Raw genomic sequence first — 15,967 nt, 5'->3', positions numbered from 1 at the left:
GGGAGTTAAGCGTACAAGTAGGAGAAAAATCCCAGGAGTCGCGCCCGCCGGCGCCGTCTGTGACAGTCCGCGGGCGAACCCGTGACGATATCGGAGTAGTATCGGCCGTTCACCCAGAGCGAGTTGACCCTATCCTCGAAGTGACGGCGGCGAGAAGGCGGAGGACCCGTCATGGAGCGGCTATGGCCCGAGGACCCGCGCAGCATCGGCGGGTACCGGCTGCTCGGGCGCCTGGGCGCGGGCGGCATGGGCCAGGTATACCTGGCACGGTCCGACCGCGGCCGCATCGTCGCGGTGAAGACCATTCAGCCCGCGCTCGCCAGCCAGCCGCACTTCCGGCAGCGGTTTGCCCAGGAGATCGCCACCGCGCGCAAGGTCGGCGGGCGCTGGACCGCGCCCGTGCTGGACGCCGACACCGAGGGCCGCATGCCCTGGGTGGCGACCGGCTACATCGCCGGACCCACCCTCCAGCGCGTCGTCGACGACGACTACGGCCCGCTCCCCGAGCCGAGCGTGTGGTCGCTGGCCTGCGGCCTGGTGCAGGCGCTGCGTGACATCCACGGCGCGGGGCTCGTGCACCGCGACCTGAAGCCGTCGAACGTGCTGCTCACCATCGACGGCCCCCGCGTGATCGACTTCGGCATCGCCCGCGCCCTCGACTCCGTCACCAGCGGCGGGCTGACCAGGACCGGAGCCGTCATCGGCTCGCCCGGCTTCATGTCGCCCGAGCAGATACGCGGCATCAGCGTCACGGCCGCCAGCGACATCTTCTGCCTCGGCTCGGTCCTGGCCTACGCCGCCACGGGACGGCTGCCGTTCGCCGGGGACGACACCGGCCCCCACGCCCTGATGTTCCGCATCGTCGAGGCCGAACCCGACCTCACCGGCATCCCCGGCGGGCTCCGCGCCCTCGTCAGCCGCTGCCTGACCAAGGACAGCGCGGACCGCCCCACCATCGCCGAGCTGCTCCAGGCCACGGAGGGCTACGAGCCGGGCGACCGGCCCTGGCCGCCCGCCGAACTCCTCGCCCAGCTCGGCAAGCAGGCCATCGTCCTGCTCGACAGCGAGGAGCCTGACAGCCAACCGGGCGCCCCGGCCCCGGTCCCGTCCGCCCCCGCGCCGCAGCTCTCTCCGGCCGCGCCGGCGGCGCTGGCCGCGTGGACCACGGCGGCGCCGGGGTTCGGTCCGCCGCACCAGCCGACCGCCGTCGCCACCACGCCGTCCCCGCAGGCGTGGCCGGCGGCCTGGCCCGCCCCGGTCGCCGGCCCCGCCGGCGACCTGGGGTTGCCGCGCCAGCCGCGCTCCCTCACCGGCCTCGCCACCGCCCTGTACTGGCTGTTCGGCGCCATGCTGGTGCTGACGTACCTCAGCCTCGGCCACACCATCGAGGCTGCCGTTAAGCTCAGCGAGTGGCAGAGCCACGCGGGCGACATGGTCACCGGCTCCCTGTACCTGTCGGAGCAGGAGGTCGCCGAGGAGGTCGCGACCGTCCTGATGCTGCTGGGCGCCCTGCTGCTCCTCGCCCTGGCCATCGTCTTCTGGGCATGGTTCTGGCGGCTGCGCGTCAACGCCGAGTTCCTCGCCGGGCCTGGACGCCTGCGCTACCCGCGCGGCATGGCGTTCTGGGGCTGGCTCATCCCCGTCGGGATGTTCTTCATCCCCAAGCAGATGGCCAACGACATCCGCGCCGTCTCCCTGGGGCCCACGGCGGGCAGGACACCCCTGGACGTGTGGTGGACCATCTGGGTGTGCTGCCTGGCGGGCATGCACGTGCCACGGCTGTGGGTGCCCTGGCAGGACGCGAACACCTACGACGAGGCCCGCACCGCCGCGGCGCTCAACGCCCTCATGCACGTGCCCGTTCTCGCCGCCGCGACCGCGGCGATCGTGGTCGTGCGACGCCTCACCACGGGGCAGCACGACCGCCTCGCCGCCCAGATGACCTGATGTCCGCGCGGACGGCCGCCGGACGGCGGCCGTCCACTCACCTCTATCCTCGGTGAGACCACTATCGTCCGAATCGGGGGAACCAGCAGCCAATGGAAAAGCTGACGCCGGATGACCCGCACCACATAGGTCCCTACCGCCTGATGGCCCGGCTGGGCGAGGGCGGCATGGGCATGGTCTACCTGGCCCGCTCCGACCGCGGCCGCACCGTCGCGGTGAAGACCATCCGTCCCGAGCTCGCGAGCGAGCCGGACTTCCGGCAGCGCTTCAACCAGGAGATCACCGCGGCGCAGCAGGTGGGCGGCCAGTGGACCGCGCCCGTGCTGGACGCCGACACCGAGGGCCGCATGCCCTGGGTGGCGACCGGCTACATCGCCGGTCCCTCCCTCCACCAGGTGGTCGCCAACGACTACGGCCCGCTCCCCGAACGCAGCGTCCTGCTGCTCGCCGGCGGGCTCGCGCAGGCGCTGCACGCCATCCACGGCGCGGGGCTCGTGCACCGCGACCTGAAGCCGTCGAACGTGCTGATGACCATCGACGGCCCGCGCGTGATCGACTTCGGCATCGCCCGTGCACTGGAGACCAACCCCGGGGAGGGGCTGACCCGCACCGGCGCGACCGTCGGCTCGCCCGGCTTCATGTCGCCCGAACAGGTGCGCGGCCAGCGGCTGACCCCCGCGAGCGACGTGTTCTGCCTGGGCTCGCTGCTGGCGTTCGCCGCCACGGGCAAGACCCCGTTCGGCGCCCTCGACTCGGGCGTGCACATCCTGATGTTCCGTATCGCCGAGGAGACGCCCGACCTCACCGGCCTCCCCGGCGACCTGCACCAGCTCATCGCGGCCTGCCTGCACAAGGACCCGGCGCAGCGCATCACCGTCGAGGAGCTGATGCGGTACCCGGCGCCCGACGGCAACGGTGAGCCGTGGCTGCCGGGCGCGCTGGTGGCGCAGCTGGGCCGGAACGCCGTGTCGCTGCTGGACTCCGAGAGCCCCGAGACGCAGCTGCACACCCCGACGGTCGCCGCGCCGGGTACGCCCCCGCCGTCCCCGCCCCCGGCCCCGAACTCGAACCCCTCGCCGTACGCGCAGCCGACTGCGCCGTACTCCTCGGGCGGCTTCGGCCCCGCCAGCGGCGGCGCCGGGGCTGCGGCCGGGCCCACGCAGGCCGCGGGCACGCCGCCGCCGAGCCCGCCGCCGCCCAGCCCGTACAGCGCCTCGCCCTACGGGCCGCAGCAGTCCCAGCAGCCGCAGCAGCCGCACCCCACGGGGACCGGCGGCGGTAACAGCCGTGCCAAGCTGCTGGCGATCGTCGTCGCGGTCGTCGTCGTTGTGGCGGGCGGCGTCTTCGCCGCGGTGTCGATGACCGGTGACGACGACGAGGGCGGCTCCGGTGGTTCCGGTGGCGGCGGTGGCGGCGGTGGCGGCGGGTCCGCGATCGCCGAGGATTATCTGGGCGCCTGGCAGGGCGAGTACGGGGAGCGCGGCACGTCCGGCTGGCGCGCCATGCGCGTGGAGATCCAGCAGGGCGCGCCCGGCGACACCATCGGCACGGTCGCGGTGACCTCCCAGGACGTGCTGTGCGTCTACGACATGCAGCTGGCCTCCTTCGACCAGCAGCTGACGTTCACCGAGACATCCCGCTCGGCGGTGCCGGAGAGCGCCGTGCAGGACACCTGCCGCGACAACAACGATGAGCAGACGCTGACCCTGAACGACAGCGGTCAGATGCAGTGGTCCTACAACCAGCAGTCGGCGACGCTCCAGGCGGCGCCCGCGGGCGACCAGCTGGTTCCCCAGAACCTGCTCGGCACCTGGGTGGATGACTACGTGAACACGGATGATGTGGAGATGCGGGACACCGCCGTCGTCGAGCAGGGCACCACGGGCGACCCGGTCCTGACCTTCTCGATCACCGACTTCATCAACACCTGCACCTGGCAGAACCGCCTCGTCCAGGCCGAGCAGGACCGGATACTCGTCGGCCCCGACTCGCTCGTCGAGGCGGAGAGCGACGCGGGCTGCAACACCGGTGTCGCGTTCTGGGTCTACGAGGAGGGGGGCGTGCTGTACTTCCAGCTGACCAACGACCCGGACGGAAACCCGTACCCGGTCGAGCCGAACTGACCCTGCCGCCGGGCCGCTGCCGGCGGACCGGCGGCGAGGTCATCGCCAGGTCACAAATCGGCAGCGGCCCGGCCTTTACGGGCCGGGCCCGGAACCGATAACGGTTCGGACTCTGTCCTGTCCGGTGTATACATCCGCCCGTACTCTCATGAGGCCATCGGGGAGCGAAGAGGAGTAGTACGAGATGAAACCGCTCGGGCCGAACGACCCACAGCGGGTGGGCCAGTACCGGCTCATCTCCAAGCTGGGTGCTGGCGGGATGGGCAGCGTCTACCTTGCTCGCTCCGACCGCGGCCGTACCGTCGCAGTGAAGCTGGTGCAGCCCGAACTCGCGGCCCAGCCCGAGTTCCGGCAGCGCTTCCAGCAGGAGGTGGACGCGGCCCGGCGCATCGGCGGTGAGTGGACCGCGCCCGTGCTGGACGCCGACACCCAGGCGGAGACTCCGTGGGTGGCCACCGGCTACGTCGCGGGTCCCTCCCTGCACGAGGTCGTCACCAGCACGTACGGCGTACTGCCGGAGCGGACGCTGCGCATCCTCGCCAACGGCCTGGTGCACGCGCTGCGTGACATCCACGCCGCCGGCCTGGTCCACCGCGACCTGAAGCCGTCGAACGTGCTGATCACCATCGACGGCCCGCGCGTGATCGACTTCGGTATCGCCCGCGCCCTCAACGCGGGCGGCGACGGTCTCACGCGCACCGGCGCGGCCGTCGGCTCCCCTGGCTTCATGTCCCCCGAGCAGTGCCGCGGCGAGCTGGTCACGCCCGCCAGCGATGTCTTCTGCCTCGGCTCCGTCCTGACGTTCGCGGCGACCGGGCGCACCCCGTTCGGCGAGGCCAATTCGCCGATGACCGCGCTGATGCTCCGCATCGTGCAGGGCGAGCGGGACCTGAGCGGGGTGCCCGAGAGCATGCGCGGGTTCATCGAGGCGTGCCTGGCGCAGGAGCCGTCCGCCCGGCCCACCCTCGACCAGCTGCTCCAGTGGTCGGAGGATCCGAGCGACAACGGCGAGGAGCCCTGGCTGCCCGGTGCCCTCGTCGCGACGCTGGGCCGCCACGCCGTGGGCCTGCTCGACTCCGAGGACCCGCTCCAGGTGCCGCCGCAGCCCGGCACGCCGCCGCCCGCGTCGCAGCCGTCGGTGACGCCGCTGCCGCCGACGATGGCGCCCGGCGGCCCGGCCCCGACCGCGCTGAACGTCCCCGGCACGCCGCCGCCGAACGCGCCCGGCGGGGGCATCGAGGCGATGAACACCATGGCCGCGTCGAGCCCGCCGCCCGGCATGTATCCCGGTGCTCCGAACGCCCCGGGTGCCCCCGGTGCGGCTCCCGGCGGCTACGGCTACCCGCAGGCCCCCGGCGGCGTGAACACGCCGTACCACATCGGCGCCGTCGGCCCGAACGGACAGCCCGTGGGCCCCGGGCAGCAGAACAACAAGCAGAAGAAGATCTGGATGGGCGTGGGCGCGGCCGCGGCCGCCGCCGCCCTGGTCGTCGGCATCCTCGTGGCCACCTCCGGGGGCGACGATGACGACGGCAGCAACCAGGCGAGCGGCAACGAGCAGGCGCAGGAGCAGAACCCCGGCGGCGGCGACGTCGATAACGGCGGCGGGAACGGCGGCGACGGCGGGAACGGCGGCGACGGCGGGAACGGCGGCGACGGCGGGAACGCGAGCGGCCAGAACCCGCAGCCCGCGCCGACCGCCGAGATCGACCCCAACGCCGCGGTGCCCAGCAACCTGGTGGGCGCCTGGGAGGGCGAGATCACCGACGCCAACGGCAATCCGACCGGCTCGTTCCGCCGCGTGGACATCGTGGAGGGCACCGGCGGCAGCACCGTCACCAGCGGCTGGACCGTCCACCCCAACTCGATGTGCAAGGACGCCGGGATCCTGGCGAACTCCGCCGACGGCATCACCGTCAACTTCTCGGTGAACGCGTCGGAGCCGAACGCCGACGAGTGCGCCCAGTCCGGGAGCGAGACCATCACGCAGCAGGGCAACGGCTCGCTGCTGTGGACCAGCGGCGACCTCCAGGCCGTGCTCCAGCCCGGCACCGAGACCGGCAGGGACGCCATGCCGTTCGACATGTACGGCAACTACACCGGCCAGCTCCCGGACGGCACCCCGGTCGAGATCACGCTCGACGTCATCGGCCCGATCGGCGAGAAGGTATCGACCTGGACCGCCGGCTCGTGCACCTGGGAGTTCGAGATGGTCTCCGGCGACCTCCACGCCGAGTCGGTCATCCTGGGGCCGGGCACGGGCACCAGCCCGGGCTGCGACACGCTCGGCCCGTACCGGGCCGTGATCGTCGAGGCGGACGAGCAGATCGCCTTCCAGCGGCTCGACAGCGGGGAGACCGAGGTCACGGCGGTCAACTGACCCGGACTCCGGCGCCCGGCGCCGCACGCGCGACGACGGCGGCGGACCGGTCCCCGCGGGGACCGGTCCGCCGCCGTCCCGCATGGGTCACAGGAACGGGTTGATCTGGATGGTCTGCTCGCGGCCCGGGCCCACGCCGATCGCCGAGACCGGAGCGCCCGACATGTCCTGGAGCGCCTCGACGTACGCCCGCGCGTTCTTCGGCAGGTCCTCGAAGGACCGCGCGCCCGAGATGTCCTCGCTCCAGCCCGGCAGGTACTCGTAGACCGGGGTGGCGTGGTGGAAGTCGCTCTGGTTGTACGGCAGCTCCGTGACCTGGCGGCCGTCGATGTCGTAGGCCACGCAGACCGGGATGCGCTCCAGGCCGGTGAGCACGTCCAGCTTGGTGAGGAAGAAGTCGGTCAGGCCGTTGACCCGGGCCGCGTACCGCGCGATCACGGCGTCGAACCAGCCGCAGCGGCGGTCCCGCCCGGTCGTCACGCCGAACTCGTGGCCCACGGTGCGCAGCCGCTCGCCGTCCTCGTCGAACAGCTCCGTGGGGAAGGGGCCGGCGCCGACGCGCGTCGTGTACGCCTTGAGGATGCCGATGACCCGGTTGATCCGGGTCGGCCCCACGCCCGAGCCGGTGCAGGCGCCGCCCGCCGTCGGGTTGGAGGAGGTGACGAACGGGTACGTGCCGTGGTCCACGTCCAGCAGCGTGCCCTGACCGCCCTCGAACAGCACGACCTTGCCCTCGTCGAGCGCCTCGTTCAGCACCAGCGTGGTGTCGCGGACATACCCGGAGATCCGGTCCGCGTAGCTCAGCAGCTCCTCGACGACCTGGTCGGCGACGATCGCGCGGCGGTTGTAGAGCTTGGCCAGCACCTGGTTCTTGTAGTCCAGGGCCGCCTCGACCTTCTGCCGCAGAATCGATTCGTCGAACAGGTCCTGGACCCGGATGCCCTGGCGGTTGACCTTGTCCGCGTACGTCGGGCCGATGCCGCGTCCGGTGGTGCCGATCTTCCGCTTGCCGAGGAAACGTTCGGACACCTTGTCCAGGGTCCGGTGGTACGACGTGATCAGGTGCGCGTTCCCGCTGATCAGCAGCTTCGAGGTGTCCACACCGCGTTCGCTGAGCCCGTCCAGCTCGGCGAAGAGAACCTTGGGGTCGACGACGACGCCGTTGCCGATGACGGGGGTGCAGCCGGGCGTGAGAATCCCCGAGGGCAGCAGGTGGAGCGCGTATTTCTGGCCATTGGCGACGACCGTGTGACCGGCGTTGTTGCCGCCCTGGTAACGGACCACGTAGTCCACGGAACCACCGAGCAGATCGGTGGCCTTGCCCTTGCCTTCATCACCCCACTGAGCTCCGATCAGCACAAGTGCGGGCACAGGCGTACACCCCTTCCGAGCGGGGAAGCAGGAGAAAGCTGCCCCGGATCGACGAAACCCCTGGCGCAAGCGGCGACAGGGGCTCTTGCACAGAGAGCTTACGGGAGACGCGGCCAGGAGGCGAAGAGGTGCTCATCGTCATCGACCCGACGGCCCGCCGCACCGACGGGGAATCGGTGCGGATCGCCAGGGACGTGCTGTGCGCGGGCGCGCCCGGGGGTGCGACGGTGTGTGTCCTGGAGAAACCGCAGGCCATGAGCCACGTGCTGGCCCGCAGCGGCGACCACCAGGTGGTGATCGTCGGCGACGACCGCGCCCTGCTGCGGGCCGTGAGCGCGCTGCATCTGCGCGGGCAGCTCCAGACGAGCCCGCTGGCGGTGGTGCCGGTCGGGCCGCCGGCGGCGGTGACGCTGGCCAGTGCGCTCGGTGTGCCCACGGACGCGGTGGCCGCCTCCCGGGCCGTGCTGTCCGGCACCGACCGCCGGCTGGACCTGCTGACGGACGACACCGGGGAGGTCGTGCTCGGCCCGCTCGGCATCCCGGCGCCCGGCCGGGTGTGGTGGCGGAGCATGCACCGGCCGCGGCGGCGGCTGCGGGTCGTCGCCGACGGCAGGCTGCTGGCCGACCTGGACCGCCCGGTGGCCGGCGTCTCGGTCCGGGCGGAGGGCGGGCTGGCGGAGGTCGTGGTGCGGCCGAGCCCGGCGGGGGAGAACGTGACGGCCCGGGTGACCTCGGTGACGGTCTCGGGCCCGGCCTTCAGCTACCGCGCCAACGCCGTGGACGTGGGGCCGACGCGGACCCGCACCTGGACCGTCCGCCCCGGCGCCCTGCGCCTGACCATCCCCGACCAGCGCCGCTGAGCCGCGGCCCTGCGGCCAGAGGGGCCCGGCGGCCCGTCCCGTCCCCTGCCCGCGGCGGCCGGAGCGGGGCGGGGAAACGGTCCCTCAGCGGGGCCCTTCCAGCGGGCGCTGCCGCGGCATCACCGGCCGCAGCGCCGGATGCGCCGGCGGCCGGGACAGCGCCGGCGCCGACGGCGCGGGGACCTCCAGCCCGCGTGCGGCCGGCCCGGTGCCGCCGGAGCCCGCCGCGTGCACCATGAGCCCCGGCCCGAGGCCCGACTCCGCCATCCGGGCCGCTGACTCCGCCCGCACCAGGTCCGCCACGTCCTCCGAGAAGCGCCGCAGCACCAGCAGCCGCCGCTCCGCCGCCTCCCGTTCCGCGAGCGCCTCGGCCTCGTTGTCCTCCCGGTCTCCCCGGTCTCCCCGGTCTCCCCGGTCCATCAGGTCCTCCCGGTCGGCACGGGCGACCCGGTGCTCCCGCAGGTCCCGTACGTCCCGCGGCTCGTGCGGATCCCGGACCCGCTCGGCGGCCCACTCGTACCGCAGCGCTTCGACCCGCCGCCGCACCGCCTGGGCGGTCGCCTCGTTCCGCACCCACCCCGAGGTCACGCCGAAGTACCGGTCGCAGCCCAGGCACACCGCCGCCACCAGCAGCGACGCGTAGCCATAGCTCCCGTCCACCCCGGCCAGCGGCAGTATGGCGCCCGCGGCCGCGCCCGCGAACACCCCGCCGCGCAGCAGCCGGCTGGCCCGGCGCTTCCACCGGCCGCCGGCGGCATACCGCTCGATCGTGCTTACCGCCTCGCGTTCGGCGCGCGCGTACAGCTCCGCCAGCCACGCGCCACCGCCGGACGGGTGTGGCTCCCGGCCCGGCTGACTCAGCTGGTTCAATCTGACCTCCACGAGGACGATCGACGGCACAACGGCGCACGCGTCCAATCAGCCGCCCTTGCGCCCTTCGCACCTTTTCTACCGCCCCGTTTCTACCCCTTGGTCCCGTGCTGCCCACCCGCCCCGGCGGGCAGCCTCCGGCCGCCCACCGCCCCCGGCCAGGGACAAGAGACGCACCGGGCGCCACAACCCCCCGTCTGGGCTCACCCGAAAGAGTGGGTTCCGCCCGCGCGTCGTTAGGCTGCTCCCGTGCGAATCCTTGTCATCGGCGGCGGCGCCCGCGAACACGCCCTGTGTCACGCCCTCTCCCGCGACCCCGAGGTCACCGCCCTGCACTGCGCCCCCGGCAACGCCGGGATCGCCGAGGTGGCCGAGGTCCACGACGTGAAGGCCACCAGCGGCGAGGACGTGGCCCAGCTGGCCGCCCGGCTCGGCGCCGGACTCGTCGTCATCGGCCCCGAGGCGCCCCTGGTCGCCGGGGTCGCCGACGCGGTGCGGGCGGCGGGCATCCCGGTCTTCGGCCCGTCCGCCGAGGCCGCGCGGCTGGAGGGCAGCAAGGCGTTCGCCAAGGAGATCATGGCCGCCGCGGGTGTCCCGACCGCGCGGTCCTACGTCTGCGTCACCGAGGAGCAGGCCGACGAGGCGCTCGACGCCTTCGGCCCGCCCTACGTCGTCAAGGACGACGGGCTGGCCGCCGGCAAGGGCGTCGTGGTCACCAGCGACCTCCAGGCCGCCAGGGACCACGCCCGCTCCTGCGAGCGCGTCGTCATCGAGGAGTACCTCGACGGGCCCGAGGTCTCGCTGTTCGCCGTCACCGACGGGACGACCGTGGTGCCGCTCCAGCCCGCCCAGGACTTCAAGCGCGCCTACGACGGCGACCAGGGGCCGAACACCGGCGGCATGGGCGCCTACTCGCCGCTGCCGTGGGCCGGCCCCGCGCTCGTGGACGAGATCACCGCCACCGTCGTGCAGCCGGCCATCGACGAGATGCGGCGGCGCGGCACCCCGTTCACCGGGCTGCTGTACGCGGGCCTCGCGCTGACCTCGCGCGGCCTGCGGGTGGTGGAGTTCAACGCCCGGTTCGGCGACCCCGAGACGCAGGCGGTGCTGGCGCGGCTGCGCACGCCGCTGGCCGGCCTGCTGTACGCCGCCGCCACCGGCGGCCTCGCCGACTTCCCGCCGCTGCGCTGGAGCGAGGGCGCCGCCGTGACCGTCGTCGTGGCCGCCGAGGGGTACCCGGCCGCGCCGCGTACCGGCGACCCGGTGGGCGGGCTCGACGAGGTGGCCGCCGAGGACGGTCCCGCAACGTATGTGCTGCACGCGGGCACGCGGCGGGACGAGGCGGGCCGCGTCGTCTCCGCCGGCGGGCGCGTGCTGTCCGTCACCGCCACCGGCGCGGACCTCGCCGAAGCGCGGGAACGCGCCTACCGGGCTGTCGCGCGGATCCGGCTTGACGGCTCCCACCACCGCACGGACATCGCCCAGCGCGCGGCCGAGGAGGCGGCCCCGGCCGCCGGCGCGTCCTGACCACGGGCTGCCCTGGCCGCGTGCCCGGCTGCCGCCTGGCCGAAAAACACCCCCCGCCCTCTGCCCAAAGCACCACCATCGAGTGACGTGCCGTCCTTCGGGCTGACGGGCTCCTCCGCCCGCAACTAGGGTGCCGCGCAGCGTCGTTCACGGCGCCTCCCGGCCGCCCTGCGGCGAACGGCTCACCGCGCGTTGCGAAGTCAAGACCCGGTGACACAGTGGTGATCACGCGGCGTGGACGAGGACGGGAGCCAGCGGCGTCGGCAGTCGGCAGTGCGGAGGACAGGGCCATGAGGCGGCGTAGAGGCAGACACTCCGCGCGGGGGCACGCGCTGGCCGTGCTGCGCGTACGCGACGGCGCGCTGGCGCTGGCGCTGCTCCCGGCCGCCGCCGCGACCGTCCTGGCCGCCGGCGGCGCCCCCGCCGCGGTGACCGGCGCCGTCGCCGCGCTGGCGGCGGCCTCCCTCGCGCTCGCCGCCGCCACGGCCACCCTCATCGCCCGCGCCCGCCCCGCCGTCACGCCCACGATCGACATACCTGAGCCCGCCGCCCCGGCGCTCCACCTGCTGGTGCGGGACCTCGCCGACCGGCTCGGCGTGCCCGCGCCCGGCGGCATCGCGCTCACGCCCGACTGCGACAGCTGGCTGGAGGAGCGCCCGCGCCGCGCCGGGCAGGGCTTGGGGCAGCGCGGGTGGCGTGCCGCGCCGCGCCCGCCGGTGCTGGTGATCGGCTCGCCGTTCCTGTGGTGGATGCGCGTGCCGGAGCTGCGCGCCCTGCTCGCGCCCGTCGTCGCTGGCACCGGCCCCTCGGCGCACCCGGACATCGCCGCCGCCCGCCGCTGCGTCCGCGCCTGGGACGCCGCTGCCGCGCGCCGCGGCGCCGGGTCGCGGCACGGCCCGCTCACGCGCTTCGCCGGGTGGTGCGCGCGCCTGCTGCTGCGCGCCGCCGGGCGCCACGCCGCCGAGATGGAGCGGGGCGTCGCGGCCGCCGCCTCCGCCCGTGCCCAGGCCGTCGACTCCGGCCTGCGGGTGGCCGCCCAGGAACAGGTCGGGCTCGCCTACGCCGGCTGGGACCGGCTGCTGACGCGCGTCGCCCTGCCCGCCTGGCGCACCGGCCGCTGGCCGCGGCGCCTCGACGCCGGGGTCGTCGCCGCGCTCACGGAGCTGTCGCGCCGCGACCGGCTGGCGGAAGGGTTCTCCTCGCGCCTCGGCCAGCGGCCCGCCTGCGACCTGCTGGAGGAGCCCGGCCTGGTGGATGAGGAGATCTCGCTGCTGGCCGCGCGCCTGTTCTACGGCATGCCCGACGACCCGGACGCCGAGTGGTACCCGGTGGACTGGTCCGCCTACCCGGAGGAGGTCGTCGACCGGATCTGGCGTGACCGGGCGGCCCGCCTGTTCGCCGCGCTCGACGCCGCCGAGACCCCGACCCTGGCCTGCGCCGTGCAGCGCCTTCTCGCGGCGGCCGCGGGCGCGGGCGGCACCGACGCGGTCGCCGCCCGGCTCAGCGGCTCCCTGCCGCCGGAGCGCGGCCAGCCGCCGGCCGGGCCGCCGGGTACCCCGGAGACCGGCGCGCCGCTGGGGTTTCCCGCGCCGCCGCCGCGCACCGGCCGGGAGCTGCTGCTGGAGCACATGGCCGCCGCCGTGTGCTGCGCCGCCGCCGACTCCGGGGACGCCGCGCCCGGCCTGGACTGGCTCGACGGCCCCGTGCTCGTCTCCGGCGGCCGGCGCAGCGCCGACCTCACCGCGCCGCTGCGCAGCCTGGTGGACGACGGCGACCCCGGCCCGCTGAGCGCCTGGCTGGCCGGCGCGGGCGTCAGGGCCGACAAGCCGGTGCGGCTGGTCTGAGCCATGTCGCGGCGAGCGGTGACGCCAGCGCCCCGACATGTGATGTGCTGGAAACCGGCACGCCGCCACCACGGCACGCGCGCCCGCGCGCGCCCGCGGCGGCACGGGCGGCACGGGGGAGGAGCGAACGACGATGGGTGGGGAGCCAGGCCGCACCGCGCGGTACGCGAGCGCCGGCGCGGTCCACGGGACGTCCAGCGGCCCGTGCGCCGAGCCGTACGGGCAGGGCCCGCCGCCGTTCTTACCCGGCGGCGGCGCGCGGTTCGCCGACGACGTCGCCTGCCAGATCAAGGGGTTCACCCCGCAGGACGCGGTGGCGCCCGGTGAGACGGTCGACTTCCGCGTCACCGTGAACCCGCCGCGCGACTTCACTATCGACGTCTACCGCGTCGGCGACTTCGGGGGCCGGGGCGCCCGGCTGCTGGCGCGCAGCCCCCGGCTGCCGGGGCTGTGCCAGCCCGCCCCGCTCATCGCCGGCCGCACCGTCTCCTGCCACCACTGGTGGCTGTCCTGGCGGCTGAGGATCCCGGCCCACTGGAGACCGGGGGCGCACGTCGCCGTCCTCACCACGGCCGACGGCGCCTACCAGTCGCTCGTGCCGTTCACCGTCCGGGACGACCGCCCCGCCGACCTGCTGCTCGTGCTGCCCGACGTGTCCTGGCAGGCGGACAACGCCTTCCCCGGGGACGGCCGCCGCGGCGCCAGCCTCCGGCACGCCTGGGACGACGACGGGCGCCTGCTCGGCGAGGCCGACGCCGCCGTCACCCTGTGCTTCGACCGCCCCTACACCGGCAGCGGCCTGCCGCCGGACGCGGCCCGCGCCTACGACGTCATCCGCTGGGCCGAGCGCTGCGGCTACGACCTGGCCTACGCCACCGCCCGCGACCTGCACGCCGGCCGCGTCGAGGCGGGCCGCTACCGCGCCCTGGTCTTCCCCGGCCGCGACGCCTACTGGTCCGTGCCGATGCGCCGCGCCGTCGAGCGCGCCCGCGACGGCGGCACCTCCCTGGTGTTCCTCGCCGCGGCCGCGCTGACGTGGCGCGTGACGCTCGGCGCCCTGCCCTCCGGCGACCCCGACCGGGTACTGACCTGCCGCCGCCGCAAGGGGCCTGGCCGCCCCGCGCTCTGGCGCGAGCACGGCGCGCCCGAGCAGCTCGTGCTGGGCATCCAGCACGGCGGCCCGGTGCCCAGCCCGGCCCCGCTGGTGGTCCGCAACGCCGGCCACTGGCTGTGGGAGGCGACCGGCGCGCGCGAGGGCGACGAGCTGCCCGGCCTGGTCGCGGGCGAGGCCGACCGGTACTTCCCCCGCACCCCGCTGCCGCCGCACGACAGCCGGGTCCTGCTGGCCCACTCCCCCTACCGGGACGCCGCTGGCACCCGCCGCTACCAGGAGACCTCGCTGTACCAGGCGCCCAGCGGCGCCTGGGTCTTCGCCGCCGGGACCCTCGCCTGGACCGCCGCGCTTGCCCGCCCCGGGCACGTGCATCCGGTGGTGCGGCGCGTCACCGCGAATCTCTTTGACCGCATCTGCAAACGAGACTGATTTACCCCGGGCCCGGCTGGCCGCCCGAAGGCCGGTCGTGAATCCGGTACCACGCTGGGCGACAATAGAGCCGCGCGGCCAACTCACACTCACGTTGCCAGGAGGCGCTGTGCCAGGATTCGTCGAGAAGCCCGAGCCCGTCGAGGTACCGGGACTTGTGCACCTGCACACCGGGAAAGTCCGCGAGATGTACCGGGACGAGGCCGGCCGCATCGTGCTCGTCGCCACTGACCGAGTGTCCGCATATGACTGGGTGCTGGCGACGGAGATCCCCGACAAGGGCCGGATTCTGACCAGGCTGTCGCTGTGGTGGTTCGACCAGCTCGCCGATCTCATCGGCCACCACGTCCTGTCCACGGACCCGCCCCCCGGCGCCCCCGCCGACTGGGAGGGCCGGACGATGATCTGCCGCCCGCTGCGCATGATTCCCGTCGAGGCCGTGGCGCGCGGCTACCTCACCGGCAGCGGCCTGGCCGAGTACCAGCGGGACCGCACCGTCTGCGGCCTCGCGCTGCCCGAGGGGCTGGTCGACGGTTCGGAGCTGCCCGCGCCCATCTTCACGCCCGCCACCAAGGCCAGCATCGGCGACCACGACGAGAACGTCAGCTACGAGGAGGTCGCCCGCCAGGTCGGCCCCGAGACCGCCGCGCAGCTCAGGCAGGCCACCCTCGCCATCTACAGCCGGGGCCGGGACATCGCCCGGGACCGGGGCATCATCCTCGCCGACACGAAGTTTGAGTTCGGCCGCGCCGAGGAGGACGGCGAGGACGGGCCGCTGATCCTCGCCGACGAGGTCTTCACGCCCGACTCCTCGCGGTTCTGGCGCAAGGACCAGTGGGAGCCGGGCCGCCCGCAGATCCCGTACGACAAGCAGCTCATCCGGGACTGGCTGGCCTCGCCCGAGTCCGGCTGGGACCGCACAGGCACGACGCCGCCCCCGCCGCTGCCCGACGAGATCGTGGAGCGCACCCGGGAGCGCTACACCGAGGCCTACCGCATGCTGACCGGCCTGCCCTGGGACTGAACGGGGCGCGCCGGGCCGGGGCCCGCTGGCCGGGCCCCGGCGTGTCAGCGGACACGCCGCGGCGTGGCGTTGCTCACATCCCGCCGGGCACACGATCCCCACCGGCCCCGCGACCGCCCGGCCGAGCAACGCGGGTGCACCCGACGGCACAACAAGACGGCTGACAAGACGGCTGACAAGACGGAGAGGCCCGGCCGTTACCGGCCGGGCCTCTCTCTTGAGCGGACGACGAGATTCGAACTCGCGACCCTCACCTTGGCAAGGTGATGCTCTACCAACTGAGCCACGTCCGCGTGTGCCGCTTACTCTACCCGATCCTGGGACCGGGTGGAGACGGCTGGAGCGGGTGACAGGAATCGCACACTGTGCCTCCCCCTTGGAAAGGGGGTGTTCTGCTACTGAACTACACCCGCACGTCTCCGGGCCGGAATCTCTTCCGTGCCCCTCGGCGTGCTCCAGACTCTAGCGGATCACCCGG

General features: G+C 74.2%; 10 protein-coding genes and 2 tRNA genes. 8 read left to right on the top strand and 4 right to left on the bottom strand.

The window, feature by feature from the left end; translation table 11 throughout:
- The first annotated feature begins 171 nt into the window (after nucleotides 1–171).
- From JK356_RS04820 to JK356_RS21680, 3 genes are all read left to right on the top strand, one after another.
- Nucleotides 172–1,947: a DUF4328 domain-containing protein gene (locus tag JK356_RS04820; RefSeq protein WP_201866262.1), complete on the top strand. Its 1,776-nt coding sequence runs from the start codon at nucleotides 172–174 to the stop codon at nucleotides 1,945–1,947.
- Nucleotides 1,948–2,039: 92 nt separating this feature from the next.
- Nucleotides 2,040–4,070, top strand: coding sequence for a serine/threonine-protein kinase (locus tag JK356_RS04815; RefSeq protein ID WP_201866261.1), 2,031 nt, complete (start codon nucleotides 2,040–2,042; stop codon nucleotides 4,068–4,070).
- 184 nt (nucleotides 4,071–4,254) lie between these two features.
- Complete coding sequence (locus tag JK356_RS21680) at nucleotides 4,255–6,450, top strand: serine/threonine-protein kinase (RefSeq protein ID WP_236670762.1); 2,196 nt, start codon at nucleotides 4,255–4,257, stop codon at nucleotides 6,448–6,450.
- 87 nt (nucleotides 6,451–6,537) lie between these two features.
- Here the strand turns inward: JK356_RS21680 and JK356_RS04805 are convergent, their stop codons facing one another.
- On the bottom strand, nucleotides 6,538–7,821 hold the full coding sequence (locus tag JK356_RS04805; RefSeq protein WP_201866260.1) for an adenylosuccinate synthase: 1,284 nt from the start codon (nucleotides 7,819–7,821) through the stop codon (nucleotides 6,538–6,540).
- Nucleotides 7,822–7,949: 128 nt separating this feature from the next.
- On the opposite strand from JK356_RS04805, the gene JK356_RS04800 reads away from it, so the two are divergent.
- The gene (locus tag JK356_RS04800) at nucleotides 7,950–8,681 is read left to right on the top strand and encodes a diacylglycerol kinase (protein WP_374100608.1); all 732 of its coding nucleotides are present in this window, start codon (nucleotides 7,950–7,952) and stop codon (nucleotides 8,679–8,681) included.
- Nucleotides 8,682–8,765: 84 nt separating this feature from the next.
- On the opposite strand, the gene JK356_RS04795 is transcribed toward JK356_RS04800, so the two are convergent.
- Nucleotides 8,766–9,551, bottom strand: coding sequence for an SLATT domain-containing protein (locus JK356_RS04795; protein ID WP_201866259.1), 786 nt, complete (start codon nucleotides 9,549–9,551; stop codon nucleotides 8,766–8,768).
- Nucleotides 9,552–9,800: 249 nt separating this feature from the next.
- On the opposite strand from JK356_RS04795, the gene purD reads away from it, so the two are divergent.
- The 4 genes from purD to JK356_RS04775 all read left to right on the top strand — a co-directional run bounded on the left by purD (nucleotide 9,801) and on the right by JK356_RS04775 (nucleotide 15,489).
- Nucleotides 9,801–11,078, top strand: a complete 1,278-nt coding sequence (purD, locus tag JK356_RS04790) for a phosphoribosylamine--glycine ligase (protein WP_201866258.1) — start codon at nucleotides 9,801–9,803, stop codon at nucleotides 11,076–11,078.
- A gap of 290 nt (nucleotides 11,079–11,368) precedes the next feature.
- Entirely contained in the window at nucleotides 11,369–12,922 is a 1,554-nt protein-coding gene (locus JK356_RS04785) for a hypothetical protein (RefSeq protein ID WP_201866257.1), read from the top strand.
- Nucleotides 12,923–13,055: 133 nt separating this feature from the next.
- On the top strand, nucleotides 13,056–14,465 hold the full coding sequence (locus tag JK356_RS04780) for a N,N-dimethylformamidase beta subunit family domain-containing protein (protein WP_236670761.1): 1,410 nt from the start codon (nucleotides 13,056–13,058) through the stop codon (nucleotides 14,463–14,465).
- Nucleotides 14,466–14,574: 109 nt separating this feature from the next.
- Nucleotides 14,575–15,489, top strand: a complete 915-nt coding sequence (locus tag JK356_RS04775) for a phosphoribosylaminoimidazolesuccinocarboxamide synthase (RefSeq protein ID WP_201866256.1) — start codon at nucleotides 14,575–14,577, stop codon at nucleotides 15,487–15,489.
- A gap of 220 nt (nucleotides 15,490–15,709) precedes the next feature.
- Here the strand turns inward: JK356_RS04775 and JK356_RS04770 are convergent.
- Together JK356_RS04770 and JK356_RS04765 are read right to left on the bottom strand one after the other, a co-directional pair.
- Nucleotides 15,710–15,782, bottom strand: a tRNA-Gly gene (locus JK356_RS04770).
- A 45-nt stretch (nucleotides 15,783–15,827) separates the two neighbouring features.
- Nucleotides 15,828–15,902, bottom strand: a tRNA-Gly gene (locus JK356_RS04765).
- Nucleotides 15,903–15,967: the final 65 nt, after the last annotated feature.

Source organism: Streptomyces sp. 7-21, from assembly GCF_016741785.1.
Classification (GTDB): Bacteria; Actinomycetota; Actinomycetes; order Streptomycetales; family Streptomycetaceae; genus Streptomyces.
The sequence above is the reverse complement of the archived record's forward strand: the minus strand, read 5'-3'. Positions and strand labels throughout refer to the sequence as shown.